This is a genomic window from Stappia sp. ICDLI1TA098 (assembly GCF_054880955.1).
In genome coordinates this window covers 264313-285729 of record NZ_JBTZBT010000002.1, presented here as the reverse complement: position 1 = coordinate 285729, position 21417 = coordinate 264313, and the positions used below count along the sequence as shown (strand labels likewise).

The following is a 21417-nucleotide window of genomic DNA, read 5'->3' as shown; positions in this document are numbered from 1 at the left end:
CTGCGGCCTGTTTTGGGCCGGGACAATAATGATAACGGGGCAGTCATGGGTGCAATGACGAAAGAGGACGTCGCCGGTCTTATCCAGTTTCTGGAGGAGAACCGGGACCGCGACGTCACACTGAACGACGTGATTCACCTGGCCGACATGATGACCGGGTCGATGCGCGAGTTTCTTGCCGGCGTGCAGCCGACGATCACCGCCGAGCTGACGGCGATCGCCGGTGAGATCGGACGCCTCAAGGACGAGATCGTCAAGCTGCGCCCGCATGACATGAAGGCGAACCAGATCCCGGACGCCGGCCGCGAGCTCGACGCGATCGTCGAGTCGACGGAACAGGCGACCCATACGATCATGGGCGCCGCCGAGACGATCATGAGCGCCGACGCCCTGTCGGAGCAGGACTACCGGGATCTCGTCAACGACAAGATGATCGCCATCTTCGAGGCCTGCGCGTTCCAGGATATTACCGGACAGCGGATCTCAAAGGTCGTCAGCACCCTGAATTCCATCGACCGTCGCGTCTCGGCCTTCGTCGAACGCCTGCGCATCGCCGAGAACGACGATGCCCCGAGCGAGGAGACGGCGGAGGAGCGGCGCAAGCGCGATCTGATCCTGCACGGCCCCCAGCACGATGGCGAGGGCGTGTCGCAGGACGACATCGACAGCATGATGTCGGGCGACTCGCAGGACGAGATCGACAAGCTTTTCGACTGAGGGCGCAGCGGCGACAGCCGACGCGCCATGGTTCGGCATCCGCAACAAGAGATGCCGTTTCGTCCTGGCCCGCGACCCCGCGAGTGGCCGGCGACCTGAAGGAGGCCGGAGCCGAAAGGTTCCGGCCTCTTTTTCGTTCGTGTCGTGGTTGCGCGCGGCCTACCAGGCGAGGCGCGGAACGGCGGCGCGGGCGGTGAGCCCTTCTTCTTTCAGCCGGGCACGCACCAGCGCCTCGTCGGGCTGGCCGGCGGGACCGAAGTCGGCGCCATGGATGCCGTCGGTGATGAACAGCGCGTCGAGCCGGTTGGCGACCGCGCCGCGAATGTCGGTCGGCAGCCCGTCGCCGATGGCCAGGATCGCCGAGCGTTCCAGCTTGCGCCCGGCCGCCGCCTCGGCCCGGGCGATGGCGGCCTCATAGATCGGTGCATGTGGTTTGCCGACGATGGTGACCCGGCCGCCCATGTCCTCATAAAGCCTGGCGAGTGCGCCGGCGCACCAGATCAGCGTGTCGCCGCGCTCCACGACGATATCCGGATTGGCGCAGATGAAGGGAATGTCGCGCGCGATCAGCCGCTCGAACAGCGGCCGGTAGGTCTCTGGCGTCTCCTGCTCGTCGTCGACAAGGCCGGTGCACACCACCGCCTCTGCGCCGTCCTCGCCGGACAGCGGGGCCTTCAGGCCCTCGAACAGCGTCAGGTCGCGTTCCGGGCCGATGTGCAAAACCGGCGCGCCGTCGAGCGCCTCGATGGCGCCGCGCGTCACGTCACCGGACGTGACAATGTCGTCGAAGGCGGAGGTCGGTACGCCCAGTTCGGCAAGCTGCAGGCGCACCGGCGCGTTCGGGCGCGGGGCGTTGGTGATCAGCACCACCGGGCCACCGGTCTCGCGGCGAAACGCCGTCAGCGCCTCGCATGCCGGCCCGAAGGCGGCGACACCATTGTGCAGCACCCCCCAGACGTCGCACAGGACGGCGCCATAGGACGGGGCGAGGGCCGAAAGGCCTGGAACCAGAAGCGGGGTGGAAGACGGCATCGAAGGCTCTCTCGGGCTGGAAATCCGGTCATGGCGGGCTGCCGGCATGCCGCCGGCCAGTCGGCGGCGACCATAGACGCCCTTTCCTGAAAGCAAAAGACCCGCCCGCCGGCCGGCTCGTCAGTGCAGGGGCGGGGAGCCGCCGGGCAGGATGAAGTCGGCGACGAGCTTGACGTTGAGCGCGATGATGATGAGCGCGATCAGCCAGGCGCTCCCTATCAGCCAGCGCGGGGCGACCAGAAAGCCCATCTTGCGCCGGTCGGAGGTGAACTGCACCAGAGGCACCACGGCGAAGGAGAGCTGCAGGCTCAGCACCACCTGGGTCAGGATGAGCAGCCGTCCCGTCTCGGCCTCGCCATACAACAGGATGACGCCGGAGGCGGGCAGAATGGCGATGGCCCGCGTCACCAGCCGTCGCAGCCAGGCCTTCACCTTGATGTTGATGAACCCCTCCATCACCGCCTGTCCGGCGAGCGTTGCCGTTACCGTCGAGTTGAGCCCGCTGGCCAGCAGCGCCACGCCGAAGAGGATGGGCGCGGCGGCGGAACCGAGCAGGGGCTCGAGCAGCGTCTGCGCCTGGCTGATATCGGTCACGTCGGTGCGCCCGCTGGCGTGAAAGACGGCGGCCGCGAGGATCAGGATCGAGGCGTTGATGGCGAGCGCCAGCATCAGGGCGATGGTGGCGTCCAGCGTGGCGAAGCGCAGCGCCTCGCGACGCTCCGGCTCCCCGGCCCCCCAGGCGCGCGTCTGCACCACCGCCGAATGCAGGTAGAGATTGTGCGGCATCACCGTGGCGCCGAGAATGCCGAGCGCCAGATAGAGCATGTCCGGGTTGGAGAGGATGTCGGTCGTTGGCGCGAAACCGCGGATGACAGCGCCCCAGTCCGGATCCGCCAGCCCGATCTCGACCGCGAAGCAGATACTGATCACCGCCAGCAGCGCGATCACCACCGCCTCCAGATAGCGGAAGCCGAGGCGCTGCAGATAGAGGATCAGGAACACGTCGAGCGCGGTGACAATGACGCCGATTTCCAGCGGCAGGCCGAAGATGAGGTTGAGGCCGATGGCGGTGCCGACGACCTCGGCGATGTCGGTCGCGATGATGGCGATCTCGGCAAGCAGCCACAGCGGCCACACCACCCAGCCGGGATAGGCGTCGCGGCAGGCCTGCGCGAGATCGCGGCCGGTGGCGATGGCCAGTCGCGCGCACAGCGACTGCAGCACGATCGCCATGATGTTGGAGACCAGCGCGACGACGAGAAGCTGGTAGCCGAAGGCCGAGCCGCCGGCGATGGAGGTCGCCCAGTTGCCCGGGTCCATGTAGCCGACGGCGACCAGATAGCCGGGGCCGACAAAGGCGGCGAAGCGGCGCATGCGGCTCTTGGCGGTGGTCACCGCGATGCTGCGGTGAACATCAGAAAGCGCCGCGCCCTTGCCGGAACGTCGCCAGCCGCTCTCATCGGCCGTGGTGGGCGGGGAGGCGGGCTGGCGGGAAGTGGCGGAACGGGGAGCGGCCGGGGTGTTCGGCTCTCCCGATGGTCCATTGCTCACGGGGATCTGGCCTTCGCGGGCTTGCTTGCCGGTGTGGCTGGCTTTTGCGAATGATATGCAATAGCGTTATTGCACTGCGGCGCATCTGTCAAATGCCGTTGTGCGCTTCCCGCGCGCGGCGGTGGCGTCGGGCGGGCAAACGGGGGATGTTGTCGCAGGACGAGGGCGACGATTCGGAGTGGCGAGCGGAATGGCAATCCGGCAGTTGAGCGATCACGCGATCAACCAGATCGCTGCCGGCGAGGTGATCGAGCGTCCGGCGAGCGTGATCAAGGAACTTGTTGAGAACGCCATCGATGCCGGCGCGCGGCGCGTGTCGGTGGTGACGGCGGCAGGCGGCAAGACGCTGATGCGCGTCGAGGATGACGGCGCCGGCATGGCCGCCGCCGACCTTGCGCTCGCGGTCGAGCGGCACTGCACCTCAAAGCTCTCCGAGGAGGATCTCTTCGACATCCGCAGCCTCGGCTTTCGCGGCGAGGCGCTGCCGTCCATCGGCGCCGTGTCGCGGTTGACGCTGACCTCCCGCCATGCGCAGGAGCCCCATGCCTGGGCCATCGACGTGGAAGGCGGGGCCAAGTCGCAGCTCCGCCCGGCCAGCCGTCCCCTGGGCACGCGGGTGGAAGTGCGCGACCTCTTCTACGCGACGCCGGCGCGGCTCAAGTTCCTGAAGTCCGACCGGGCGGAAGCCGGCGCGATCACCGATGTGGTCAAGCGGCTGGCGCTTGCCCATCCCAGCGTCCGCTTCGAGCTTTCCGGCTCGGACCGGCAGGCGCTGGGCTATGCGGCGGCGAGCGGCGAGAGGGCGCTTGCGGCGCGCATCGCCCAGGTTCTCGGCGAGGAATTCGTCGAGAATTCCTGCGAGATCGACGCCGAGCGCGAAGGTGTGCGGCTCTATGGTCTCGCCGGGCTGCCGACGTATCATCGGGCCAACTCGCTCTCCCAGTTCTTCTTCGTCAATGGCAGGCCGGTGCGCGACAAGCTGCTGATGTCGGCGCTGCGCGGGGCCTATGCCGACGTGCTCGCCCGCGACCGGCACGCGGTCGTGGCGCTGTTTATCGAACTCGATCCGCGCCAGGTCGACGTCAACGTGCATCCGGCCAAGGCCGACGTGCGCTTCCGTGATGGCCAGCTTGTGCGCGGCCTTGTCGTCGGCGCGCTGAAGCGGGCGTTTCACGAGGCGGGCCATCTCTCCTCCTCGCACAATGCCGCCTCGGCGCTGGCCGCCTTCGCCACGGGTGGCGCGCAGACGCGCGCACCGGGGGCGACCGGCGGCGGCCATCCTGCTTCCTCCATGCCCTCGGGGCGCGGCTTTGCGGCGGGTGACTGGCGCAACTCGCCCTACCGCCCGCTTGCCGGGCAAACCGGCGAGGGGGACGCGGTGGCGGGCATTTCGCCAGGGCTTGCGGAGGAGGGCGAAAGCGCCTTCGCCGCCGTCGATCTGCCCTCGGCGGATGCGCGCGCCCATGCGCAGGACGCAAGCGCCGAGCGCATGGCTCGGCCACTCGGCGCGGCGCGGGCCCAGATCCACGAGACCTATGTCATCGCCCAGACCGAGACCGGTCTTGTCATCGTCGACCAGCACGCCGCGCACGAGCGGCTCGTCTACGAGCGGCTGAAGCAGGCTCTGGCCACCCGCGCGGTGGCGACCCAGGGCCTGCTCATCCCGGAGATCGTCGAGCTGCCGGAGGAAGACGTTGCCCGCCTGGCCGAACGGGCGGAGGAGCTGTCGTCCGTCGGACTCGTGCTGGAGCCCTTCGGACCGGGCGCCATCGCGGTCAGGGAAACGCCGGCGATGCTCGGCCAGATCGACATTCGAGGGCTGGTGCGCGATCTCGCCGACGACCTCGCCGAATGGGACGAGGCGACGCGGGTGCGCGAGCGGCTGGACCATGTCGCCGCCACCATGGCCTGTCACGGCTCGGTGCGCGCCGGGCGCAGGCTCCGTCCCGAGGAAATGGACGCGCTGCTGCGCGAGATGGAAGCGACGCCCAACTCCGGCCAGTGCAACCACGGCCGCCCGACCTGGATCGAACTGAAACTCTCCGACATCGAGCGGCTGTTCGGGCGCAAATAGCGCGGCCATTTCCGGGCAAGGCCCGGCGTCACCCGCCTGTCGCGCAAATCATGTTCAACTGCGGGATCGAACGCGGGACGGTCGGGGCACGCCGCAATGAGGGTTCTCGTCTGGGCGGCCGCGGTCGTCCTCATCCTGCTCGGACTGCTGACCGTCTGGACGCCGATCCCGACCGGCGTGCCGCTGCTTGCCGGCGGCTTCGTGCTCATTCTCGGCACCAGCCGGCATGCCTTGCGCTGGCTGCGCGGCCACCGGCGCCGGAAGATGCGCCTCGACGCGCTCTTCACATGGGTCGAGGACCGCGCGCCGCCCGCCTTTTCCGCCGTCCTTCGCCGCAGCCGGCCCAGGCGAAAGCCTCCGCAGCTCCCCGGGGCTTCGCAGTCAGCCTGCTTGAACCGGTGAGATGAGCTCGGGAGTTGCAATCCAAGATTGCGTGGCTGATAGTATTTCACATCTCTTTTCGACAGGAGGCGGGCCATGCCACACTCCGGATTTATTGGTTTTCGGGGTGCTCTTCTTGCATTTTCCGCATTGGCTTTTCTTGTTCTTTCGCCGGACGCGCAATCCCGGGAGGAGACTTGCAGACTTGAAAAGTCGCTTGCCGACAAATACCCGGACGAACTGCTTGCGATGCAACTTCTTGAACAGTGTCAAAGGCGCGCCGCCGTGGTGATGCCCGCTGCACGTGGCGCAAGCGTGCCAAACGGGCGGTCCGCCGCTCTTGCGCCGTGTCTCCCACGCGAGCCGGCGCGGCTGCGGATCGGCACCATACAGGCCGGAAATCCAAACGGTTTTACGTTGCGGGATCTTGAGCGTTCCCTGAGGAGCATCAAGAGCGAACAGGGAATTGCCGACGGTGACTGGATCGCTCTGATGGCAGCGGGAATTCAGGACAAGAACTCCGTGCGCCTGCTGATCGATGAGGCCAACATCGCGCCGAAAGCGGATCAGCTTTCAGGTTTGAACAATGCAGGTATCGCGCCTGACAACCTGGGCATCGTGCCGGGCGACGCCGCCGATTTTTTGAAGTTTGATCGTCAGTTCAACCGGCCCATGCCGGCCTCGCCGGCAGGGGCGGCGCAGTGAGCGCCGACGCTCTCTTCGACAGCTGGGTTCTGGAGGGCACTTTCGTTGCCTACAAGGCCATCTTGCTGAGTGTCGCGGTGGCAGCCGCCAGTTCCGTGGCGATTGCTCTTGTCTTTTCCGGCTTCCGGGCTCTGCGGCGAGGGCGGGAGACGTCGTTCCCCGGAGCCTGGCTGACCGGCTTTTGCGCCTGCCTGCCGTTTGTCGCGCTCACCGGGCTCATCGGTGCGTTTACCGGCCAACTTGGCGGCTCCAGCCGCGACAGCGTCGTCGGCGATCTCGTGCCGGCGGTGTTCACACTGTTCGGCGGCTACATGATCTACTACATGGGTCAAAAGCAGGATCAGGGCGGCAGGATCACACTGTCTTCCCTGTCTTTTCTCCTGTGCTTTTTCTCGATGTACAACGTCGCGTCCGTCGTGCGGCAGAGCAATGAGAACTGGCAATTCTGCCGCGAGCTGTTTTCAAACCCCGACTTCAACACGGTCGAACTGCGAGTGGACCGGCACGAGTCCTGGGGATTGTTCTGCCAGAGCGTGTTCGATCAATGGACAAAGCCGGTCATTCCGCCGCCTGCGGAAGTGGACGCAAACCAGGCCGGGCCTGAGAACCTCAGGACGAGGACCTCAGGAAAATGACCTGGCTGTCGCCGACCGTGCGGCGGTCGAGTTCCTCGAACCCGTCAGGGAGCTCGATCTCGGCCTTGGCGTCTTCCTCAAGAAGCGCCAGCGCGCCGGGCTTCAGCCAGCCGCCGGCGCGCGCCGAGGCAAGCGCCGCCTCGCCGAGGCCCTTGCGATAGGGCGGGTCGGCGAAGACCATATCGAAAGGCTCGATGGTGCCGACCGGGCCAAGGCTCGTGGCATCGCGGCGAAAGAGCTTGGTTGCTCCGGTTAGCCCAAGCGCCTCCACATTGGCGCGGATGGCCGCGCGCGCCCCGGCGGCCTCCTCGATGAAGATGCAGTGCCGGGCACCCCGGCTCAGGGCCTCAAGGCCCAGAGCGCCGCTGCCGGCGAAGAGGTCGAGCACGCGCGCGTCCTCAAGCAGGTCGCGGTAGCCGTGAGCAAGCACGTTGAACAGGGTCTCGCGCAGCCGGTCGCTGGTCGGGCGTGTCGAGGCTCCACGCGGAGCCTCGATCGCCTTGCCGCGAAACCGGCCGGCAACGATCCTCAACGCTTGCCTCCGCGATCCGGACCGCCACGGCCGGGGCCGCCTTTTCCGGGGCCGTTGCGGGACGGGCCGTTGCGCGAGGGACCACTGCGGGAGGGGCCATTGCGCCCCGGACCGCCGCGACCGGGACCGCCCGCGCCAGGGCCACCCCTGCCTGGACCGCCCCTGCCTGGACCGCCGCTGCCAGGACCGCCCTTGTTCGGACCGCCGCGCGGAGCAAACCCGCGTCCGCCCTCACGTGGGCCGTCGCGTCCACGCTCCCTGTTGGGGCCGCCGCGATCCCCGCCATCGCGGTCGCGTCCGAAGCCGCCGCCGCGCGGAGCATCGCCGCGCGGAGCAAACCCGCGTCCGCCCTCACGTGGGCCGTCGCGTCCACGCTCCCTGTTGGGGCCGCCGCGATCCCCGCCATCGCGGTCGCGTCCAAAGCCGCCGCGTTGCGCATCGCTGCGCGGCGCAAACCCGCGTCCGCCCTCGCGAGGTCCGTCGCGTCCGCGCTCCCTGTTGGGGCCGCCGCGATCACCGCCATCGCGGTCGCGCCCGAAGCCGCCGCCGCGCGGAGCATCGCCGCGCGGCGCAAATCCGCGTCCGCCCTCACGTGGGCCGTCGCGTCCGCGCTCCCTGTTGGGACCGCCGCGCTGCGCATCGCTGCGCGGCGCAAACCCGCGTCCGCCCTCGCGAGGTCCGTCGCGTCCGCGCTCCCTGTTGGGGCCGCCACGATCACCGCCGTCGCGTCCGCGATCCCTACCGGGACCGGTGCGGTCGCCGCCCTTGCCGCGGGTATCGCGCTCGGGAGCGGGTCCGTTCTCCTCGATGAGCGAGCCGTCCTCGTCCCAAACCCGACGCCTGGCGCCCTGTTCGGGGCGCTGGTCGCCACCGCCGCGCGGCATCAGGTCCGGGGTGAAGCGGAAGCGAGAGCGCGGCGAGATATAGGTGGCCTTGGCCGGGGCATCCCGGCTGCCGGTCTTGCGGTCGCCACTCTCGGGCTTGCGTCGGCCGTCGCGGTCGCCGTCGCGCTTTTTGCGTCCGCGCCCGTCGAATTCGGCTTCGCCCTCGCGCTTGCTGAGATAGCGGCCTTCCTGCTGCGGGGCCGGTCGGCCGGCACGGGCGGTTGCCTTGGCCGGCGCACGGGCCGGCTTTTCGTCGCTGTCGGCGCCGGGGCCGAGCAGCGGCGCCTCGAAGTCGGCGCTGGCCTCCTTGGCGAGACGCTCGCCGAGCTGGTCGCGCAGCACCCGCCCGCGGATTTCGCGCACCTCGCCCTCGGGCAGCTCGGCGAGCTGGAACGGGCCGAAGGAAACGCGGATCAGCCGGTTGACCGAAAGACCCAGGTGTTCGAGCACCTTCTTGATCTCGCGGTTCTTGCCTTCGCGCAGCGCAATGGTGAGCCAGACGTTGTCGCCCTGCTCCTTGTCGAGGCTTGCCTCGATCGCGCCATAGAGAATGCCGTCGACGGAGACGCCGTCGGCGAGCTTGTCGAGCTCCGTCTGGGCAATGCGGCCATAGGCGCGGACCCGGTAGCGACGCAGCCAGCCGGTCTCCGGCAGTTCCAGAATGCGCGCCAGACCGCCGTCATTGGTCAGGAGCAGCAGGCCCTCGGTGTTGATGTCCAGCCGCCCGATGGTCAGCACGCGCGGCAGATCCCGCGGCAGCCGCTCGAACACGGTCGGCCGGCCCTCGGGGTCGTGGTTGGTGGTCACCAGCCCGCGCGGCTTGTGATAGAGCCACAGGCGCGTGCGCTCGCGCTCCGGCAGCGGCTCGTCGTCCACGGTGATCCGGTCCGATGGCGTCACGGTGACGGCCGGGGTCTTCAGCACGATGCCGTTGACGGCGACGCGGCCCTCGACCACCCAGCTCTCGGCGGTGCGGCGCGAGCACAGGCCAGCGCGCGCGATCACCTTGGCGACACGCTCCTCGACGGCGGCCTCTGTCGCACCCGCCTCCTCGGCGGCGGCGCGTCGGGCCTTGTCGGGGCGGCCCTTCGCGGCATGCCCCTTGTCGAACCGGGCGCCACGCGGGGCCTTGCTGTGATCGGCCTTGCCGCCGGGCTTGCGAGGCCCGCCGGGGCCGCGCGGAGATGTGGGGCGGCCGCCAGGCCGCTTGGGGCGATTGTCCTTGTTCATGGCGCGCGTCATACCAGAGCGGCGAGGTGCGGGGAAGCGCGCTTTTGCGCCAGCCGCAGACGGCGCGGCGCGGGGGTTGCGGCTGGCGGGTTTCGCGCGTACCACGCTTGCGCCCGAAGGGGCTCTCCGCCGCAGGCGCAAGGGGCCGGAAACCGGCCCGGATTGACGCGACGCGGCGCAAGGCGGAAAGATCTGCGTATGACCAAGTCCCCGGTGTCCGCCGCGCGTCCGAGCGCCGGCGGCTTCATGGATCTGGCGCTTGCCGAGGCGCGCGCTGCGGCGGCGCGCGGCGAGGTGCCGATCGGCGCGGTGCTGGTGCGCGACGGCGTGCTGCTCGCCGCCGATGGCAACCGCACGCTCGAGCTTTGCGACCCCACTGCCCATGCGGAGGTGCAGGTGATCCGCGCCGCTTGCGAAAAGCTCGCCAGTCAGCGCCTGCCGGATTGCGACCTCTATGTCACGCTCGAGCCCTGTCCGATGTGCGCGGCGGCGATTTCCTTCGCCCGCATTCGCCGGCTCTACTTCGGCGCGGGCGACCCGAAGGGCGGTGCGGTGGAAAACGGCGTGCGGCTGTATGGCCAGCCGACCTGCCACCATGCGCCGGAGGTCTATTCCGGATTGGCGGAGGCCGATGCGGCGGGCCTGCTCAGGGATTTCTTCCGCAACAGGCGCGACTGAAGCGGAGGCGGCGCGGCCGCACAAGGGAGGAAACGACAATGATCGCCGTGATTTTCGAGGTCTGGCCGAAGGACGGCCACAGGGGCGCTTATCTCGACATCGCCGCCGAACTGAAGCCGCTGCTGGTCGAGGCCGACGGCTTTCTGTCCGTCGAGCGCTTCGAAAGCCTGGCGGAGCCGGGCAAGCTCCTGTCGCTGTCCTTCTGGCGCGACGAAGAGGCGGTTGCCGTGTGGCGCAAGACGGCGGAACACCGGCTGGCGCAGGCGGCCGGTCGCAACACGCATTTCGCCGGCTACCGCCTGCGGGTCGCCGGGGTGATCCGCGATTACGGCATGGATGCGCGCGACGAAGCGCCGGCGGACAGCCGCGCCCGGCTGGAAGGCTGAAGGACGCCTATCCGCCCGGCAACACCAGCACGCGCGCCCGCTCCGGCAGCTCCGCGCGGCGGGCGATGAAAAGCGGGCCGGCGGAGCGCGCCACCTCGTAGCCCTCGACGGCCATGCGCGCCAGGAAGCTCTCGAGCGAGCCATGGGTATGGGCGTGCATCGGAATGACGATGCGCGGCTTCAGCGAGGAAAGCACCGCAATCATGCTGTCGAGCCGCAGGGTCGTGGCGTTGTCGACCGGCGCCATGACGATGTCGATGGTCCCCAGCCGCGCCAGGTCCTCGTCGGTCAGCCGGTGGTGCAGATGGCCAAGATGGGCGATGCACAGGTCCGCCACCTCGAAGACGAAGATCGAATTGCCGAGCAGGCGCGTCTCGCCGCCCCAGGTGCGCGTCGCGGTCTGGAGATTGCGGATGCGCACGTCCTCGACGGTGAGGTCGTGGTTCATCGGCCCGCCGGCCGGGTTCCAGCCCAGCAGAACGTGCTCGATCTCCGGCTCGGGATCCGGGGTGAAATGGGTGCGATGCGCGCCATTCATGGTGACCACGCGCGGCAGCCGCGCCGGGCGGTGGACGGCGTTGTAATCGGTTGCGATCCGCACGCCCTTCGGCGTTTCGATCTCGAAGGTCGCGTGGCCGATGTAGCGGATCGCAACCTCGTCGGCGGCAAGGCTCGCCCGCAGCAGCGGAAAGTCGCCCGCGTTGGCAAGAAGCTGGCAGGACGCCCGAGCTCCTGGCAGGCCGGCGGCAAGCATCGTAAGCGCCGCCGCGACGACAATGGCGGCGCGGCGCGGAAGTCGGGCTGGCATGGCGTCACGCTCCAGGCTGTCCTAACGTAAGGTGAAGGATAGCGCCGGAGGTTGGCGGTTCAAGCTGTTGTGCCGTCCTTTTCGAACCGCTCGATCATTGCCGCGAGCTCGCGCTTGACCTGCTCGCGCATGGGCTCGGCGCGCGCGAGGATCTCCTCGGTCTTGAGGAAGTCGAGCACCCGATAGCCGGGAATGTCGGGTTTCACGAGAATGTCCGGCGCGCGGTTCTTCAGCTTTTCCACGGTGATGGACTGCATGAGAACCTGGATCGAGCCGAACAGCGCATCGCCGGCGCGCGGGATCCTTCGCCCCTTGCGCGGCATCGGCGAGCCGACCACGTCGCTGGCGACGACGATGTCGAGGTCAGGGGGCAGCGCATCGAAGGGCAGCGGGTTGACGATGCCGCCGTCGACCAGCACCCGGTCCTCGTAGTTCACGGGCTTGAACAGCGCCGGGATCGCCATGGAGGCGGCGACCGCGCTGGGCAGGCTGCCCTGCGCGAGCGTGACGGCGCAGCAGGCGTAGAAGTCGGTGGCGATGACGCTGAGCGGGATCTCCAGTTCCTCGAAACTGCCGGGGATGCTCTCGCCGACGAAGGTCTCGAGAACGCGCAGCGCGTCGAACTGCATGAGGCCGGGGGAGCCGAAGAAGTCGCCGAAGCGGCGGGGCCGAAGCTTCCAGAGACGCGCCAGCACCGCGTTGCGGTCGCGGAAGGTGGTGGTGGCAATCTCGCGCAGCGCCTCGCCGGAGAGCCCGCCCGCATAGCCGGCGGCGAAGATCGCACCGATCGATGTGCCGGACATGGCGGCCGGCCGCACGCCGAGGTCGTCCAGGGCCTCCAGCACGGGCACATGCGCCATGCCGCGCGCGCCGCCGCCGCCGAGCGCGATGCCGATCCTCGGTGCTGTCATGAAACCGTCTCCGCCATTCCGTCTTCCGTCTGCCTCGGGCAATGGGCCTTAGGGACAAAAAGCGGAGCCATTGTGACAAGCCTCGAGATGCTCAGGCGCGGCCGGCAGGCTTGCGCAGCAGCGTCGGCGTGCGGTTGAAGGGGGCCTTTTGCGGGACGAGGTCATGTTTGGCGGCGAAGGCGTCGAGCGCGTCGCTGGCGCCGGCGACCGCGTTGTAGTCGTCGACGACGATGATGCCGCCGGGCACGACGCGCGGATAGAGCGTTTCCAGCGCGAAGACGGTGGGCTCCATCACGTCCATGTCGAGATGAAGAAGCGCGATGCGCTGGGCGGCGTTGGCCTCCAGGAAGGCAGGCAGCGTGCAGAAGACATTGCCGGCGACGAGCTCCACATTGGCAAAGCCCTTGGCGGCGACGAGACCGGCGACCTCCTCGCGCGCGAGACCCTCGCCGCCCGCCCCCTCGAACCGCTCGACGAATGCCCGGTCGGCGGAAAGCGACAGCGCCTCGCGGGGGAAGGCGCCAAAGGCGTCGAACCCGACGATGCGCCGGGCGTGATCGCCCTCGAGCAGATGGCGGAAGGTGGCGAAGCGCAGCAGCGAGGCGGCCTTGAAGACGCCGAACTCGAGCAGATCGCCGGGCAGCGGCACAATCTGCTTGTAGATCTCGAAATGGGCGAGCGCCTTGGCGAGCCGGCTCGGATGGGAGAACCAGGCGAAGCCGTTCTCGTAGTCCCAGACGTCCCGGGCGCTGAGCCCTCTCAGGTCGCGGGGAAATCGCTCGTCGGACATCGGCTCTCCTGTCGTCCTCATGCGTCAGCTTGCGGCGCGGCTGGAGGGAACCACGGCGGCCGATCGCGTTCAACCGGCAATGCGGCGCGCCGGCGCGGGATTTCACCGCGGTGCATGTCGCGCGAGCCAAGCGGGCCGAGCGGATGACGGATGGCGGGGTGCGTTTGCGTCCGCGCGGCGTGCTAGTCTGCGCGGTATCCGGCACCGCGCGCCGGATTCGCAAGCAATTCATCAAGATCGGGCGCCGGGCGCGGTCCAACGCCTGAACAAACGGAAGGCCCTCATGGCAAGCGACGTCGCGCCGCCCTTCTTTGCCGAATCCATGCTGTTCCTGACGGCGACGGTGGTCGCCGTGCCGTTGGCGAAGCGCATCGGCCTTGGCTCCGTGGTCGGCTATCTGGCCGCCGGAATGGCGCTCGGCCCCTATGGGTTCGACTTCATCGCCTCCGCCGGGGATGTGCTTGGCGTCGCTGAACTCGGCGTGGTGCTGCTGCTGTTCGTCATCGGCCTGGAGCTGGAGCCGGCGCGTCTGTGGAAAATGAAGGGCGACATCTTCGGGCTCGGCACCTCGCAGGTGCTCGCCTGCGGCGCGGCGATGACCGGGCTTTTGCTGCTGGCCGGGAAGTCGCCGGAAGTCTCCGTCATCGCCGGTTTCGGCCTGGCTCTGTCCTCCACCGCTTTCGCGCTGCAGATTCTGCAGGAGCGCGGCCAGCTCACAACCTCATACGGCCAGCGCGCCTTCGGCATCCTGCTGCTGCAGGACATGGCGATCGTGCCGCTGCTGGCACTGGTCCCGATCCTGGCGCCCCACACGGGGCCGTCCTCCGGACGCGAGGTGTTTGTCGAACTCGGCATCACCATCACGGCGGTGGGCGGCGTGATCTTCGCCGGGCGCTATCTGCTGACGCCGCTGTTCACGCTGCTGTCGGCGGTGCGGGCGCGCGAGGTCATGCTCGCGGCGGCGCTTCTCGTGGCGCTCGGCAGCGGCGGGGTGCTGCATGCGGCGGGCCTGTCGATGGCGCTCGGAGCCTTCCTCGCCGGCGTGATGCTGGCGGAATCGAGCTTCCGCCACACGCTCGAGGCCGATATCGAGCCCTTCCGCTCGCTGTTGATGGGACTGTTCTTCATCTCCGTCGGCATGTCTCTCGATCTTTCCGTCGTGCTCGGGCGCTGGGAGCTGCTGCTTCTCGGCGTCGCCGGGGTGATGTCGGTCAAGGGCGGCCTGATCTGGGGGTTGTCGCGGATCTTCGGATCGTCCAACTCGGATGCGCTGAAGATTGCCGTCACGCTGCCGCAGGGCGGCGAGTTCGCCTTCGTGCTCTTCACCACGGCGGGTGCCGCCGGCATTCTCGGCGGCGAGGAGCAGACGCTGCTTCTGGCCGTCGTCGTCGTCACCATGCTGATGACCCCGCTCGGCTGCGCGGTGCACGATCTGGTGGCGCGCCGGTTGCAGAAGCATGGCGTCGAGAGCGACGCCATCGAGGTCTTCGCCGATACGCGGCCGGCGGTGATGGTCGTCGGCTTCGGCCGCTTCGGCATGCTGGTGGCACAGATGCTGACCTCCGAGGAGATCGAGATCATCGCCCTCGACAATCGTCCGGAGCGCGTCGCCTACGCCAGGAAGCTCGGCTACAAGGTCTTCGTCGGCGACGCCACCCGCGCCGATGTGCTCAAGGCGGCCGGCGGCGACGGCGCCGTGCTGATCGCGCTGTGCATCGAGAACGACCGGGTGATGGGGCAGGCGATCCAGATCGTCCGGGAGAATTTCCCAAAGGCCAAGCTGTTCTGCCGGGCGACCGACCGGGCCCATGCGCTCGACCTGATCCGGCTTGGCGTCGACTACCATATCCGCGAGACCTTCGAATCTGGCGTCACCTTCGGCCGCGCCGCTCTTGGCGAACTGGGCATCGCTCCGGAGCGGGTGGAGGAAATCGAGGAGGATCTGCGTCTGCGCGACCGGCAGGGCATGGAGCTCCAGCTCCGCGACGGGCCGAAGGCCGGCGACGAGGGCATGACGCCGCGCCGGTCCCCCGGGCGCGGCGGGGAGCCGGAGCGGGAAGAGGGCTGAGTTGCAAGATCGGCTGTGGCCAATCCGGGACGCGCCCGCTATTTAGGGGGCTCAACCTTGCAAGGACACGGCATGAGCGGCCGACGCGCTCCGCCAGGCGGCGCCAGACGGACCGCGAGAGGCAGAAAAATGATGAACCGACTGGAAACTCCCCGCGCCGAAGGCGAGGCGCGCGTGCGCTATCTCGACGCCGACTATCAGCTTCTGTCGCCGGGCACCTTCGTGCGCTGCGCCGTCACCGGCCAGTCGATCCCGCTGGACGAGCTGAAGTACTGGAGTGTCTCGCGCCAGGAGGCCTATGCCGACGCCCATGCCGCGCTCGCCCGCTACCGGGAAACCGGCAACCAGGCGTGAGCCGCCCGGGCCGAAGGGGCCGGCGGACAGGCTAGGGACGGGGCTGGCCGACCCGCCCGAGAATGAAATCGCGGAACCGCGCCGGCTCACCCATGTGCATCTCCACGGCAAGGACGGCGATCCGGTCGCGCAGCCGTGCGCGTGCACTTGCTGCCGGCACGCCCGTCAGGCGCGCCCGGTCCTTGGTGGTGGTGACGGGCAGCAGGTCTCCGGCCTCCGCCTCGGCGAGCAGCGAGCCGGCTTCCCCGTCGCTCAGGACATGATGATCGCCGAAGGCGCGGGTCGCGATGACCTCCGCGCCGGCCGCGCGCAGCGAGGCGAAGACCTTCTCCGGCCGCCCGATGCCGGCGAAGGCAAGCAGCCGCCGTCCTGACAGGCCTGAGGCCGGATCCGGCCGGATCGCGGCTTCGAACACCGGAATGCCATGGCTGTGCGCCTGCGCGACAATGCCGCGCGCGCCGGTGCCCGCGCCGACGACGACCAGCGCGTCGGCACGCGGCAGCTGCGCGCGCAGTGGCGCGCGCAAGGGGCCGGCAGGATGGCAAAGGCCGTTGCCGATGCCGGTCTCAGCATCGACGAGGACGAGGGACAGGGTCTTTTCCAGCGCCGGATTCTGGAAGCCGTCATCCATAATGAGGATGTCTCCGAGCGTCTCCGCGTGCCGCGCGCCGGCCACCCGGTCCGCGCTGACGACCGTCGGGCCGGCCTCGGCGAGAAGCAGCGCCTCGTCGCCGACTTCGGCAGCGGTGTGCCGGGCAAGATCTACCGCGACCGGCCCGCCGGCGCGGTTGCCGAGCGTTCCGCCGTAGCCGCGGGTCAGGAACACGGGATGCCAGCCGGCATCCGAAAGCAGGGTGCGGAGCGCCAGCGCCATGGGCGTCTTGCCGCTGCCGCCGGCGACGAAGTTGCCGACGCAGACAACCGGCAGGGCAGGGCGCGCCTGCGGCGGTCGCTGCATGCGCCGTGCCGAAATCGTGCCATAGATCCAGGAAACGGGGGCAAGCAGGCGCGCAAGCAGGCTCGGGCGTGTCCGCCACCAGAAGCCCGGCGCGCTCAGGCCCCCGCTCATGTCGTGCCCGGTCCGGTGCCGCCCCCGGCCGCCGGGGGCGCGAGAAGGGGCGTTAGCGCCTCGAGCGTGCGCGCGAGCGCGCCGCTGCCGGCGTCGACGACGCGTGCCGCCGTCGCGGCCCGGCGTGCGGCGAGCGCCGGATCTTCGAGCAGGCCGGCGACGGCCGCCCAGAGCGCTTCCTCGTCCTCGACCACATACGCACCGCCCGCGGCGATCAGCGGCGCGTAGATGTCCTCCAGATTGGACACATGCGGGCCGGTGAGGATGGCACTGTCGAGGCGAGCCGCCTCGAGCGGGTTCTGCCCGCCCTCGGAGACGAGAGACTTGCCGATGAAGGCAACCGGCGCGAGCCGGTAGAACAGGCCCATCTCGCCGATGGTGTCGGCGAGATAGATGTCGGTGTGCGCATCCATCGTTTCGGCTTCGGCGCGCCGGGTGACAGCGAGCCCGTGCCCGCGCAGCAGTGCGGCGATTTCCGCGCCGCGCTCGGGGTGGCGCGGCACCAGCAGGGTGAGAAGACCGGGAAAACGCGCCTTCAGCCGGGTGTGGACCCGCCCGACGATGGCTTCCTCTCCCTCGTGGGTGCTGGCGGCAAGCCACACGGGGCGCGCGCCGATGGCGCGGCGCAGCTCCGCCAGTGCCTCCGGGTCGGCGGGCAGCGAGCGGCTGTCGAACTTGAGGTTGCCTGCGACGACGACACGGCGCGCGCCGAAGGCGGCGAGGCGGCTTGCGTCGGTTTCGGTCTGGGCGAGGCAGAGAGCGATGCGCGAGAAGATCCGCCGCGCCAGCATCGGCACCCGCGACCAGCTTTTCTCGGAGCGCTCGGACATGGTGGCGCTGGCGATGACGAGCGGTATGCGGCGGTCGGACAGCGAGGTGATCGTCGTCGGCCAGATTTCCGATTCCAGCGTGATCGCCAGGTCTGGATGCCAGTGATCGAGGAAGCGGCCGATGTTGCCCGGTGTGTCGTAGGGGACGAACTGGTGGATGACGCCGGCACGGACGCGGCTTTCCGCGATGCGCGCGGAGGTGACCGTGCCGGTGGTCAGAAGCACCTTCGCGCCCTCGCGCAAGAGCGCGGCGAGAAGCGGCTCGGCGGCGTTCATCTCTCCGACGCTGGCCGCGTGAAGCCACACCAGCCGGCCTTCGGGACGTGCCTGCGAGGCGTGGCCGAAGCGCTCGCCGCGCCGCTCCGGATCCTCCTTGCCGCGCCGGGCGCGCCGCGCCCACACGACCGCGAGCGCCGGATTGGCGATGCGGCCGAACAGCCTGTAGCCGGCAAGCAGCGCCTCGCCGCAGAACCGCGAGAGCAAACCGTCGGTCGTCGCCTGTCCGCTCATGCCGGAGACCCCGCTGGGATCTTGCCGGCGGCGATGGCATAGGCGCGCTCGGTGACCGCTTCGAGGCTGGCCTTGACTTCGCCGCGCGCGCGCTCGATCGCGGCGTCGTCGGCACCCGGCGCGACGTGAATGATCTCGCCCATCGACAGCACGATGGTGCTGAAGGGCAGGTTGATCGTCGCCTTGTCCCAGGTGCGCAGGTGAATGTGGCGGCTGCTGGCCATGGCGAGCGGCACGATCGGCCGCCCCGAATGGCTGGCGAGCTTGACAATGCCGCTGCCCACGACGCCGCCAACCTTCGGCACGTCGGCGGTGAGCGCGATGCTCGCTCCCTGCTTCAGCGCCCGCATAAGCTCGATGAAGCCGCGCACGCCTCCGCGCTTGGCGATCTGGCGGGCGGTCTGTCCACCGGATCCGCGCACCAGGCCCATGCCGAGCTTGCGCGCCGCGATGGCGTTGATCTCGCCATCGGCGGAGCGGGAAATCATCACCCGTATGTCGAAATGCGGCGGTCGGCCGACGGGCAGCAGGAAATGCTGCCCGTGCCACATGGCGATGATGGCCGGAATTTCAGCTTCGAAGCGGTCGTAGAGGTCGGGGGGATCGAGGACGAACCGGCTGGTCTTGCGCACCCCCTGAAGGTAGGCGGCGAGCCCGTTGCCGAGAATGCCTTGAACGAGCGGGTGCCGCCCGGCGCGTTTCAGCATGATGCGCCCCGCGCGGACCCGCCCCGACGAATGGATGCGGTCATCGCGTTGGGATCAGTTATCGTCGGTCTCCGGGTCGAGCAGCCGGTGCATGTGGACGATGAAGTAGCGCATGTGCGCATTGTCCACCGACTGCTGGGCCTTCTGCTTCCACACCTTGAGGGCGCTCGCATAGTTCGGGTAGATGCCGACGATGTCGAGATCGTCGAGATCGCGAAAGGTCACGCCGTCCGGGGTTTCAAGTTCACCGCCGAACACAAGGTGAAGCAACTGCTTGCCGGTTACTGCATCGCTCATGAGATGTCTCCGGATGTTCCTGTCGCGCTAGAAGGTCTCGGCCAGCATGGCCCGCAGGGGGTCGACCAGTGCCGGCGGCCCCGCGAGGAGGGCGGGGTGTCGGACGCTCGCACGGTTGTAGGACAGCGGTGTGCCGCTGAAGTCCTCCAGCCGTCCGCCCGCTTCCTGCACCAAAAGATCGGCCGCCGCAAGATCCCAGTCGCAGGCGTTTTCCCGGGCGAGCGCGAGATCCACATCCCCCGCCGCGACCATCGCCAGGCGAAGCGCCAGCGAGGGGATGTAGCCGACGCCTTCCAGGCCCGCCGACGCGAGCGCGGCCTTGCCGGTGATCGACTTCGGCCCGGCGACGCGGGCACCCGACAGGCTGCCGCGCGCGGAGATCCGCGCGGACGCGCCGTTGAGCGTGGCGCCTTCGCCAAGTGTGGCGCGATAGAGATCCCCACCGACGGGCCTGTAGACGACGGCGGCCACCGGCCGGCCGGCCTCGACGACGGCCAGCGCGACCGTCCATTCGCTGGACCCGGAGAGGAAGCCGCGCGTGCCGTCGATGGGATCGACGACGAAGCTGCGCCGCGCGCTCAGGCGGGAATTGTCGTCGACGGTCTCCTCGGACAGCCAGCCGTAGTCGGACCGCGCCGCGCGCAGCAGCTCGCCGAGGTGTCGGTCGACCGCGAGGTCCGCCTCCGAGACGGGAGAATCATTCTCCTTCGTCCAGCGGCGCGGGTCCTTGCGGAAGAACGACAGCGCAATCTCGCCGGCCGCGCGCGCGGCTTCGGCGAGAAGGTCCGTATCGGTGCGATTGGTCGGGGCGTCGCTCATCGGGGCATCACTCACCGGCAATGGCCATGTTCCTCACAAGCAGGCTCGGCACGGCATAGGCCGAGCGGGTGTCGAGATCGCTGCCGGGCACCAGACCCGCGAACATGTCGATCAGGTTTCCGGCGAGCGTGATTTCGCTCACAGGATAGGCGATTTCGCCGTCCTCGACCCAGAAACCGGATGCGCCGCGCGAATAGTCGCCGGTGATGCCGTTGACCCCGTGGCCGATCAGGTCGGTGACCAGCAGGCCGGTGCCCATCTCGGCAAGAAGCGCGTCCTGGGAATGGGTGCCCGGCGCGAGGGTCAGGTTCGTGGTCGAGGGGCTGGTGCCGGAGCCGCCGCGCGCTGCCCGGCCGTTCGATGCAAGACCGAGCTCGCGGGCGGAAGGCGTGTCGAGCAGCCATTGTTCGAGCACACCGCCCTTGACCAGCGTCAACGGGCGGGCGGGCCGGCCCTCGCCGTCGAACGGGCGGCTCGCCGGACCGCGCGGCACGGTCGGATCGTCGGTTACGGTGATGCCCGCGGGAAAGATCGCCTCGCCCATGCGGTCCTTCAGGAAGGAGGTTCCGCGGGCGATCGCGGCGCCGTTGATGGCGCCGGCGAAATGCCCCAGCAGCGTGCGTGCGGTGCGCGGCTCGTAGATGACGTCGCAGCGGCGCGTCGAGAGTTTGCGCGGGCGCATGCGGGCAACGGCGCGCGCGCCCGCCTTGCGGCCCACTTCGGTGGCGTCCGCCAGATCGGCGAGCCAGGTCCGTCCGTCATAGTCGTGATCGCGTTCCATCGCCGTTCCCTCGCCGGCGATGGCTGTCACCGAAACGCCGTGGCGGGAAACGAGATAGCCGCCGGAAAAACCATTGCTGGTGACCAGCACCAGCCCGGCGATGCGCCAGGAGGCGCTGGCGCCGCCGGACTTGCTGACCCCGGGCACACTGAGCGCCGCTGATTCCGCTACGCGGGCGCGGGTGGCAAGCGTGTCGGCGGCGACGGCGACGGGATCGAGAAGGTCGAGGTCGGCGATGTCGGTGGCAAGCTCGCTTGCCTCGACGAGGCCGGCGAAGGGATCCTCGGGGGCCGCGCGCGCCATGGCGACAGCGCGTTCGGCGAGACGCTCGGGATTGGCGAAGGAGTTGGAGGAGACGCTGGCGACGCGCTGGCCGCAGAAGACCCGCAGCGTCACGTCGTCTCCTTCGGAGCGCTCGCTCTCCTCCACCTTGCCGTCGCGCACGTCCGCGCCGAGCGCGATGCCGGTTGCGGCAACGACCTCGGCGGCATCGGCGCCTGCCTTGCGCGCGGCGGCGACGAGGCGCTCCGCGCCGTCCCTGAGGAGTGTCTGGTCGATGGGTTGCGTCAGCGTCATGAAGCGGGTTCCCGACTGGCTGGTGTCGCGCGCAAACCTAGTGGTCCGAACGCGGTGCGGCAAGGAAGGCGTGGCTGCTGGTCACGATTTGT

General features: G+C 69.2%; 22 protein-coding genes. 9 read left to right on the top strand and 13 right to left on the bottom strand.

Translation table 11 applies throughout. The features are described 5' to 3' along the window. Positions 1 to 54: 54 nt before the first annotated feature. The gene (locus tag ACSLUQ_RS11670; RefSeq protein ID WP_417772362.1) at positions 55 to 717 is read left to right on the top strand and encodes a protein phosphatase CheZ; all 663 of its coding nucleotides are present in this window, start codon (positions 55 to 57) and stop codon (positions 715 to 717) included. Between the two features lie 159 nt (positions 718 to 876). On the opposite strand, the gene ACSLUQ_RS11665 is transcribed toward ACSLUQ_RS11670, so the two are convergent. Both ACSLUQ_RS11665 and ACSLUQ_RS11660 read right to left on the bottom strand, forming a co-directional pair. Beyond that, positions 877 to 1749: a TIGR01459 family HAD-type hydrolase gene (locus tag ACSLUQ_RS11665; protein WP_417772363.1), complete on the bottom strand. Its 873-nt coding sequence runs from the start codon at positions 1747 to 1749 to the stop codon at positions 877 to 879. 120 nt (positions 1750 to 1869) lie between these two features. Continuing rightward, positions 1870 to 3300, bottom strand: a complete 1431-nt coding sequence (locus ACSLUQ_RS11660; protein ID WP_461808630.1) for an Nramp family divalent metal transporter — start codon at positions 3298 to 3300, stop codon at positions 1870 to 1872. Between the two features lie 190 nt (positions 3301 to 3490). Here ACSLUQ_RS11660 and mutL point away from each other — a divergent pair, with 190 nt between their 5' ends. The 4 genes from mutL to ACSLUQ_RS11640 all read left to right on the top strand — a co-directional run bounded on the left by mutL (position 3491) and on the right by ACSLUQ_RS11640 (position 7095). Further along, positions 3491 to 5374: a DNA mismatch repair endonuclease MutL gene (mutL, locus tag ACSLUQ_RS11655; protein ID WP_461808629.1), complete on the top strand. Its 1884-nt coding sequence runs from the start codon at positions 3491 to 3493 to the stop codon at positions 5372 to 5374. A gap of 96 nt (positions 5375 to 5470) precedes the next feature. After that, positions 5471 to 5776 carry a hypothetical protein gene (locus tag ACSLUQ_RS11650; RefSeq protein WP_461808628.1) on the top strand — a complete coding sequence of 102 codons (306 nt, stop codon included), beginning with the start codon at positions 5471 to 5473 and terminating at the stop codon, positions 5774 to 5776. A gap of 75 nt (positions 5777 to 5851) precedes the next feature. Further along, positions 5852 to 6460, top strand: a complete 609-nt coding sequence (locus tag ACSLUQ_RS11645) for a hypothetical protein (RefSeq protein ID WP_461808627.1) — start codon at positions 5852 to 5854, stop codon at positions 6458 to 6460. After that, on the top strand, positions 6457 to 7095 hold the full coding sequence (locus ACSLUQ_RS11640) for a hypothetical protein (protein ID WP_417772368.1): 639 nt from the start codon (positions 6457 to 6459) through the stop codon (positions 7093 to 7095). Before ACSLUQ_RS11645 ends, ACSLUQ_RS11640 begins: the two co-directional genes overlap by 4 nt. On the opposite strand, the gene rsmD is transcribed toward ACSLUQ_RS11640, so the two are convergent. Continuing rightward, the gene (gene rsmD, locus ACSLUQ_RS11635) at positions 7070 to 7627 is read right to left on the bottom strand and encodes a 16S rRNA (guanine(966)-N(2))-methyltransferase RsmD (protein ID WP_461808626.1); all 558 of its coding nucleotides are present in this window, start codon (positions 7625 to 7627) and stop codon (positions 7070 to 7072) included. The genes ACSLUQ_RS11640 and rsmD overlap by 26 nt on opposite strands. Continuing rightward, a complete protein-coding gene (locus tag ACSLUQ_RS11630; RefSeq protein WP_461808625.1) occupies positions 7624 to 9741 on the bottom strand; it encodes a pseudouridine synthase in 2118 nt (705 codons plus the stop codon). The genes rsmD and ACSLUQ_RS11630 overlap by 4 nt, the downstream gene beginning before the upstream one ends. Positions 9742 to 9939: 198 nt before the next feature. Between ACSLUQ_RS11630 and ACSLUQ_RS11625 the strand changes: the two genes are divergently transcribed. Further along, entirely contained in the window at positions 9940 to 10419 is a 480-nt protein-coding gene (locus ACSLUQ_RS11625; RefSeq protein WP_461808624.1) for a nucleoside deaminase, read from the top strand. Between the two features lie 38 nt (positions 10420 to 10457). Continuing rightward, complete coding sequence (locus tag ACSLUQ_RS11620) at positions 10458 to 10805, top strand: antibiotic biosynthesis monooxygenase family protein (RefSeq protein WP_417772372.1); 348 nt, start codon at positions 10458 to 10460, stop codon at positions 10803 to 10805. A 7-nt stretch (positions 10806 to 10812) separates the two neighbouring features. Here ACSLUQ_RS11620 and ACSLUQ_RS11615 read toward each other — a convergent pair whose 3' ends face one another. The 3 genes from ACSLUQ_RS11615 to ACSLUQ_RS11605 form a co-directional block, all read right to left on the bottom strand. Then, the gene (locus tag ACSLUQ_RS11615) at positions 10813 to 11613 is read right to left on the bottom strand and encodes an MBL fold metallo-hydrolase (protein ID WP_461808623.1); all 801 of its coding nucleotides are present in this window, start codon (positions 11611 to 11613) and stop codon (positions 10813 to 10815) included. A gap of 59 nt (positions 11614 to 11672) precedes the next feature. Beyond that, positions 11673 to 12524 carry a patatin-like phospholipase family protein gene (locus ACSLUQ_RS11610; protein ID WP_461808622.1) on the bottom strand — a complete coding sequence of 284 codons (852 nt, stop codon included), beginning with the start codon at positions 12522 to 12524 and terminating at the stop codon, positions 11673 to 11675. 91 nt (positions 12525 to 12615) lie between these two features. Next, positions 12616 to 13314, bottom strand: a complete 699-nt coding sequence (locus tag ACSLUQ_RS11605; RefSeq protein ID WP_461808621.1) for a TylF/MycF/NovP-related O-methyltransferase — start codon at positions 13312 to 13314, stop codon at positions 12616 to 12618. Positions 13315 to 13597: 283 nt separating this feature from the next. Between ACSLUQ_RS11605 and ACSLUQ_RS11600 the strand changes: the two genes are divergently transcribed. Both ACSLUQ_RS11600 and ACSLUQ_RS11595 read left to right on the top strand, forming a co-directional pair. Continuing rightward, the gene (locus ACSLUQ_RS11600; RefSeq protein ID WP_461808620.1) at positions 13598 to 15382 is read left to right on the top strand and encodes a monovalent cation:proton antiporter-2 (CPA2) family protein; all 1785 of its coding nucleotides are present in this window, start codon (positions 13598 to 13600) and stop codon (positions 15380 to 15382) included. Positions 15383 to 15514: 132 nt separating this feature from the next. Beyond that, positions 15515 to 15736, top strand: coding sequence for a DUF2093 domain-containing protein (locus tag ACSLUQ_RS11595; RefSeq protein ID WP_417772560.1), 222 nt, complete (start codon positions 15515 to 15517; stop codon positions 15734 to 15736). Positions 15737 to 15767: 31 nt separating this feature from the next. Here ACSLUQ_RS11595 and lpxK read toward each other — a convergent pair whose 3' ends face one another. The 6 genes from lpxK to ACSLUQ_RS11565 are packed head-to-tail and all read right to left on the bottom strand — an operon-like array spanning position 15768 to position 21319. Beyond that, positions 15768 to 16805, bottom strand: a complete 1038-nt coding sequence (gene lpxK / locus ACSLUQ_RS11590) for a tetraacyldisaccharide 4'-kinase (protein ID WP_461808619.1) — start codon at positions 16803 to 16805, stop codon at positions 15768 to 15770. Beyond that, entirely contained in the window at positions 16802 to 18145 is a 1344-nt protein-coding gene (locus tag ACSLUQ_RS11585; RefSeq protein WP_461808618.1) for a 3-deoxy-D-manno-octulosonic acid transferase, read from the bottom strand. Before ACSLUQ_RS11585 ends, lpxK begins: the two co-directional genes overlap by 4 nt. Further along, positions 18142 to 18852 (bottom strand): lysophospholipid acyltransferase family protein, encoded by a 711-nt coding sequence (locus tag ACSLUQ_RS11580; RefSeq protein ID WP_461808617.1) that lies wholly within the window; start codon positions 18850 to 18852, stop codon positions 18142 to 18144. The genes ACSLUQ_RS11585 and ACSLUQ_RS11580 overlap by 4 nt, the downstream gene beginning before the upstream one ends. A 54-nt stretch (positions 18853 to 18906) precedes the next feature. Then, positions 18907 to 19149, bottom strand: coding sequence for a DUF4170 domain-containing protein (locus ACSLUQ_RS11575; protein ID WP_417772380.1), 243 nt, complete (start codon positions 19147 to 19149; stop codon positions 18907 to 18909). 27 nt (positions 19150 to 19176) lie between these two features. Next, positions 19177 to 19968 (bottom strand): 3'(2'),5'-bisphosphate nucleotidase CysQ, encoded by a 792-nt coding sequence (locus tag ACSLUQ_RS11570; RefSeq protein WP_417772381.1) that lies wholly within the window; start codon positions 19966 to 19968, stop codon positions 19177 to 19179. Between the two features lie 7 nt (positions 19969 to 19975). Beyond that, the gene (locus tag ACSLUQ_RS11565) at positions 19976 to 21319 is read right to left on the bottom strand and encodes a TldD/PmbA family protein (protein WP_417772561.1); all 1344 of its coding nucleotides are present in this window, start codon (positions 21317 to 21319) and stop codon (positions 19976 to 19978) included. Positions 21320 to 21417 lie beyond the last annotated feature (98 nt).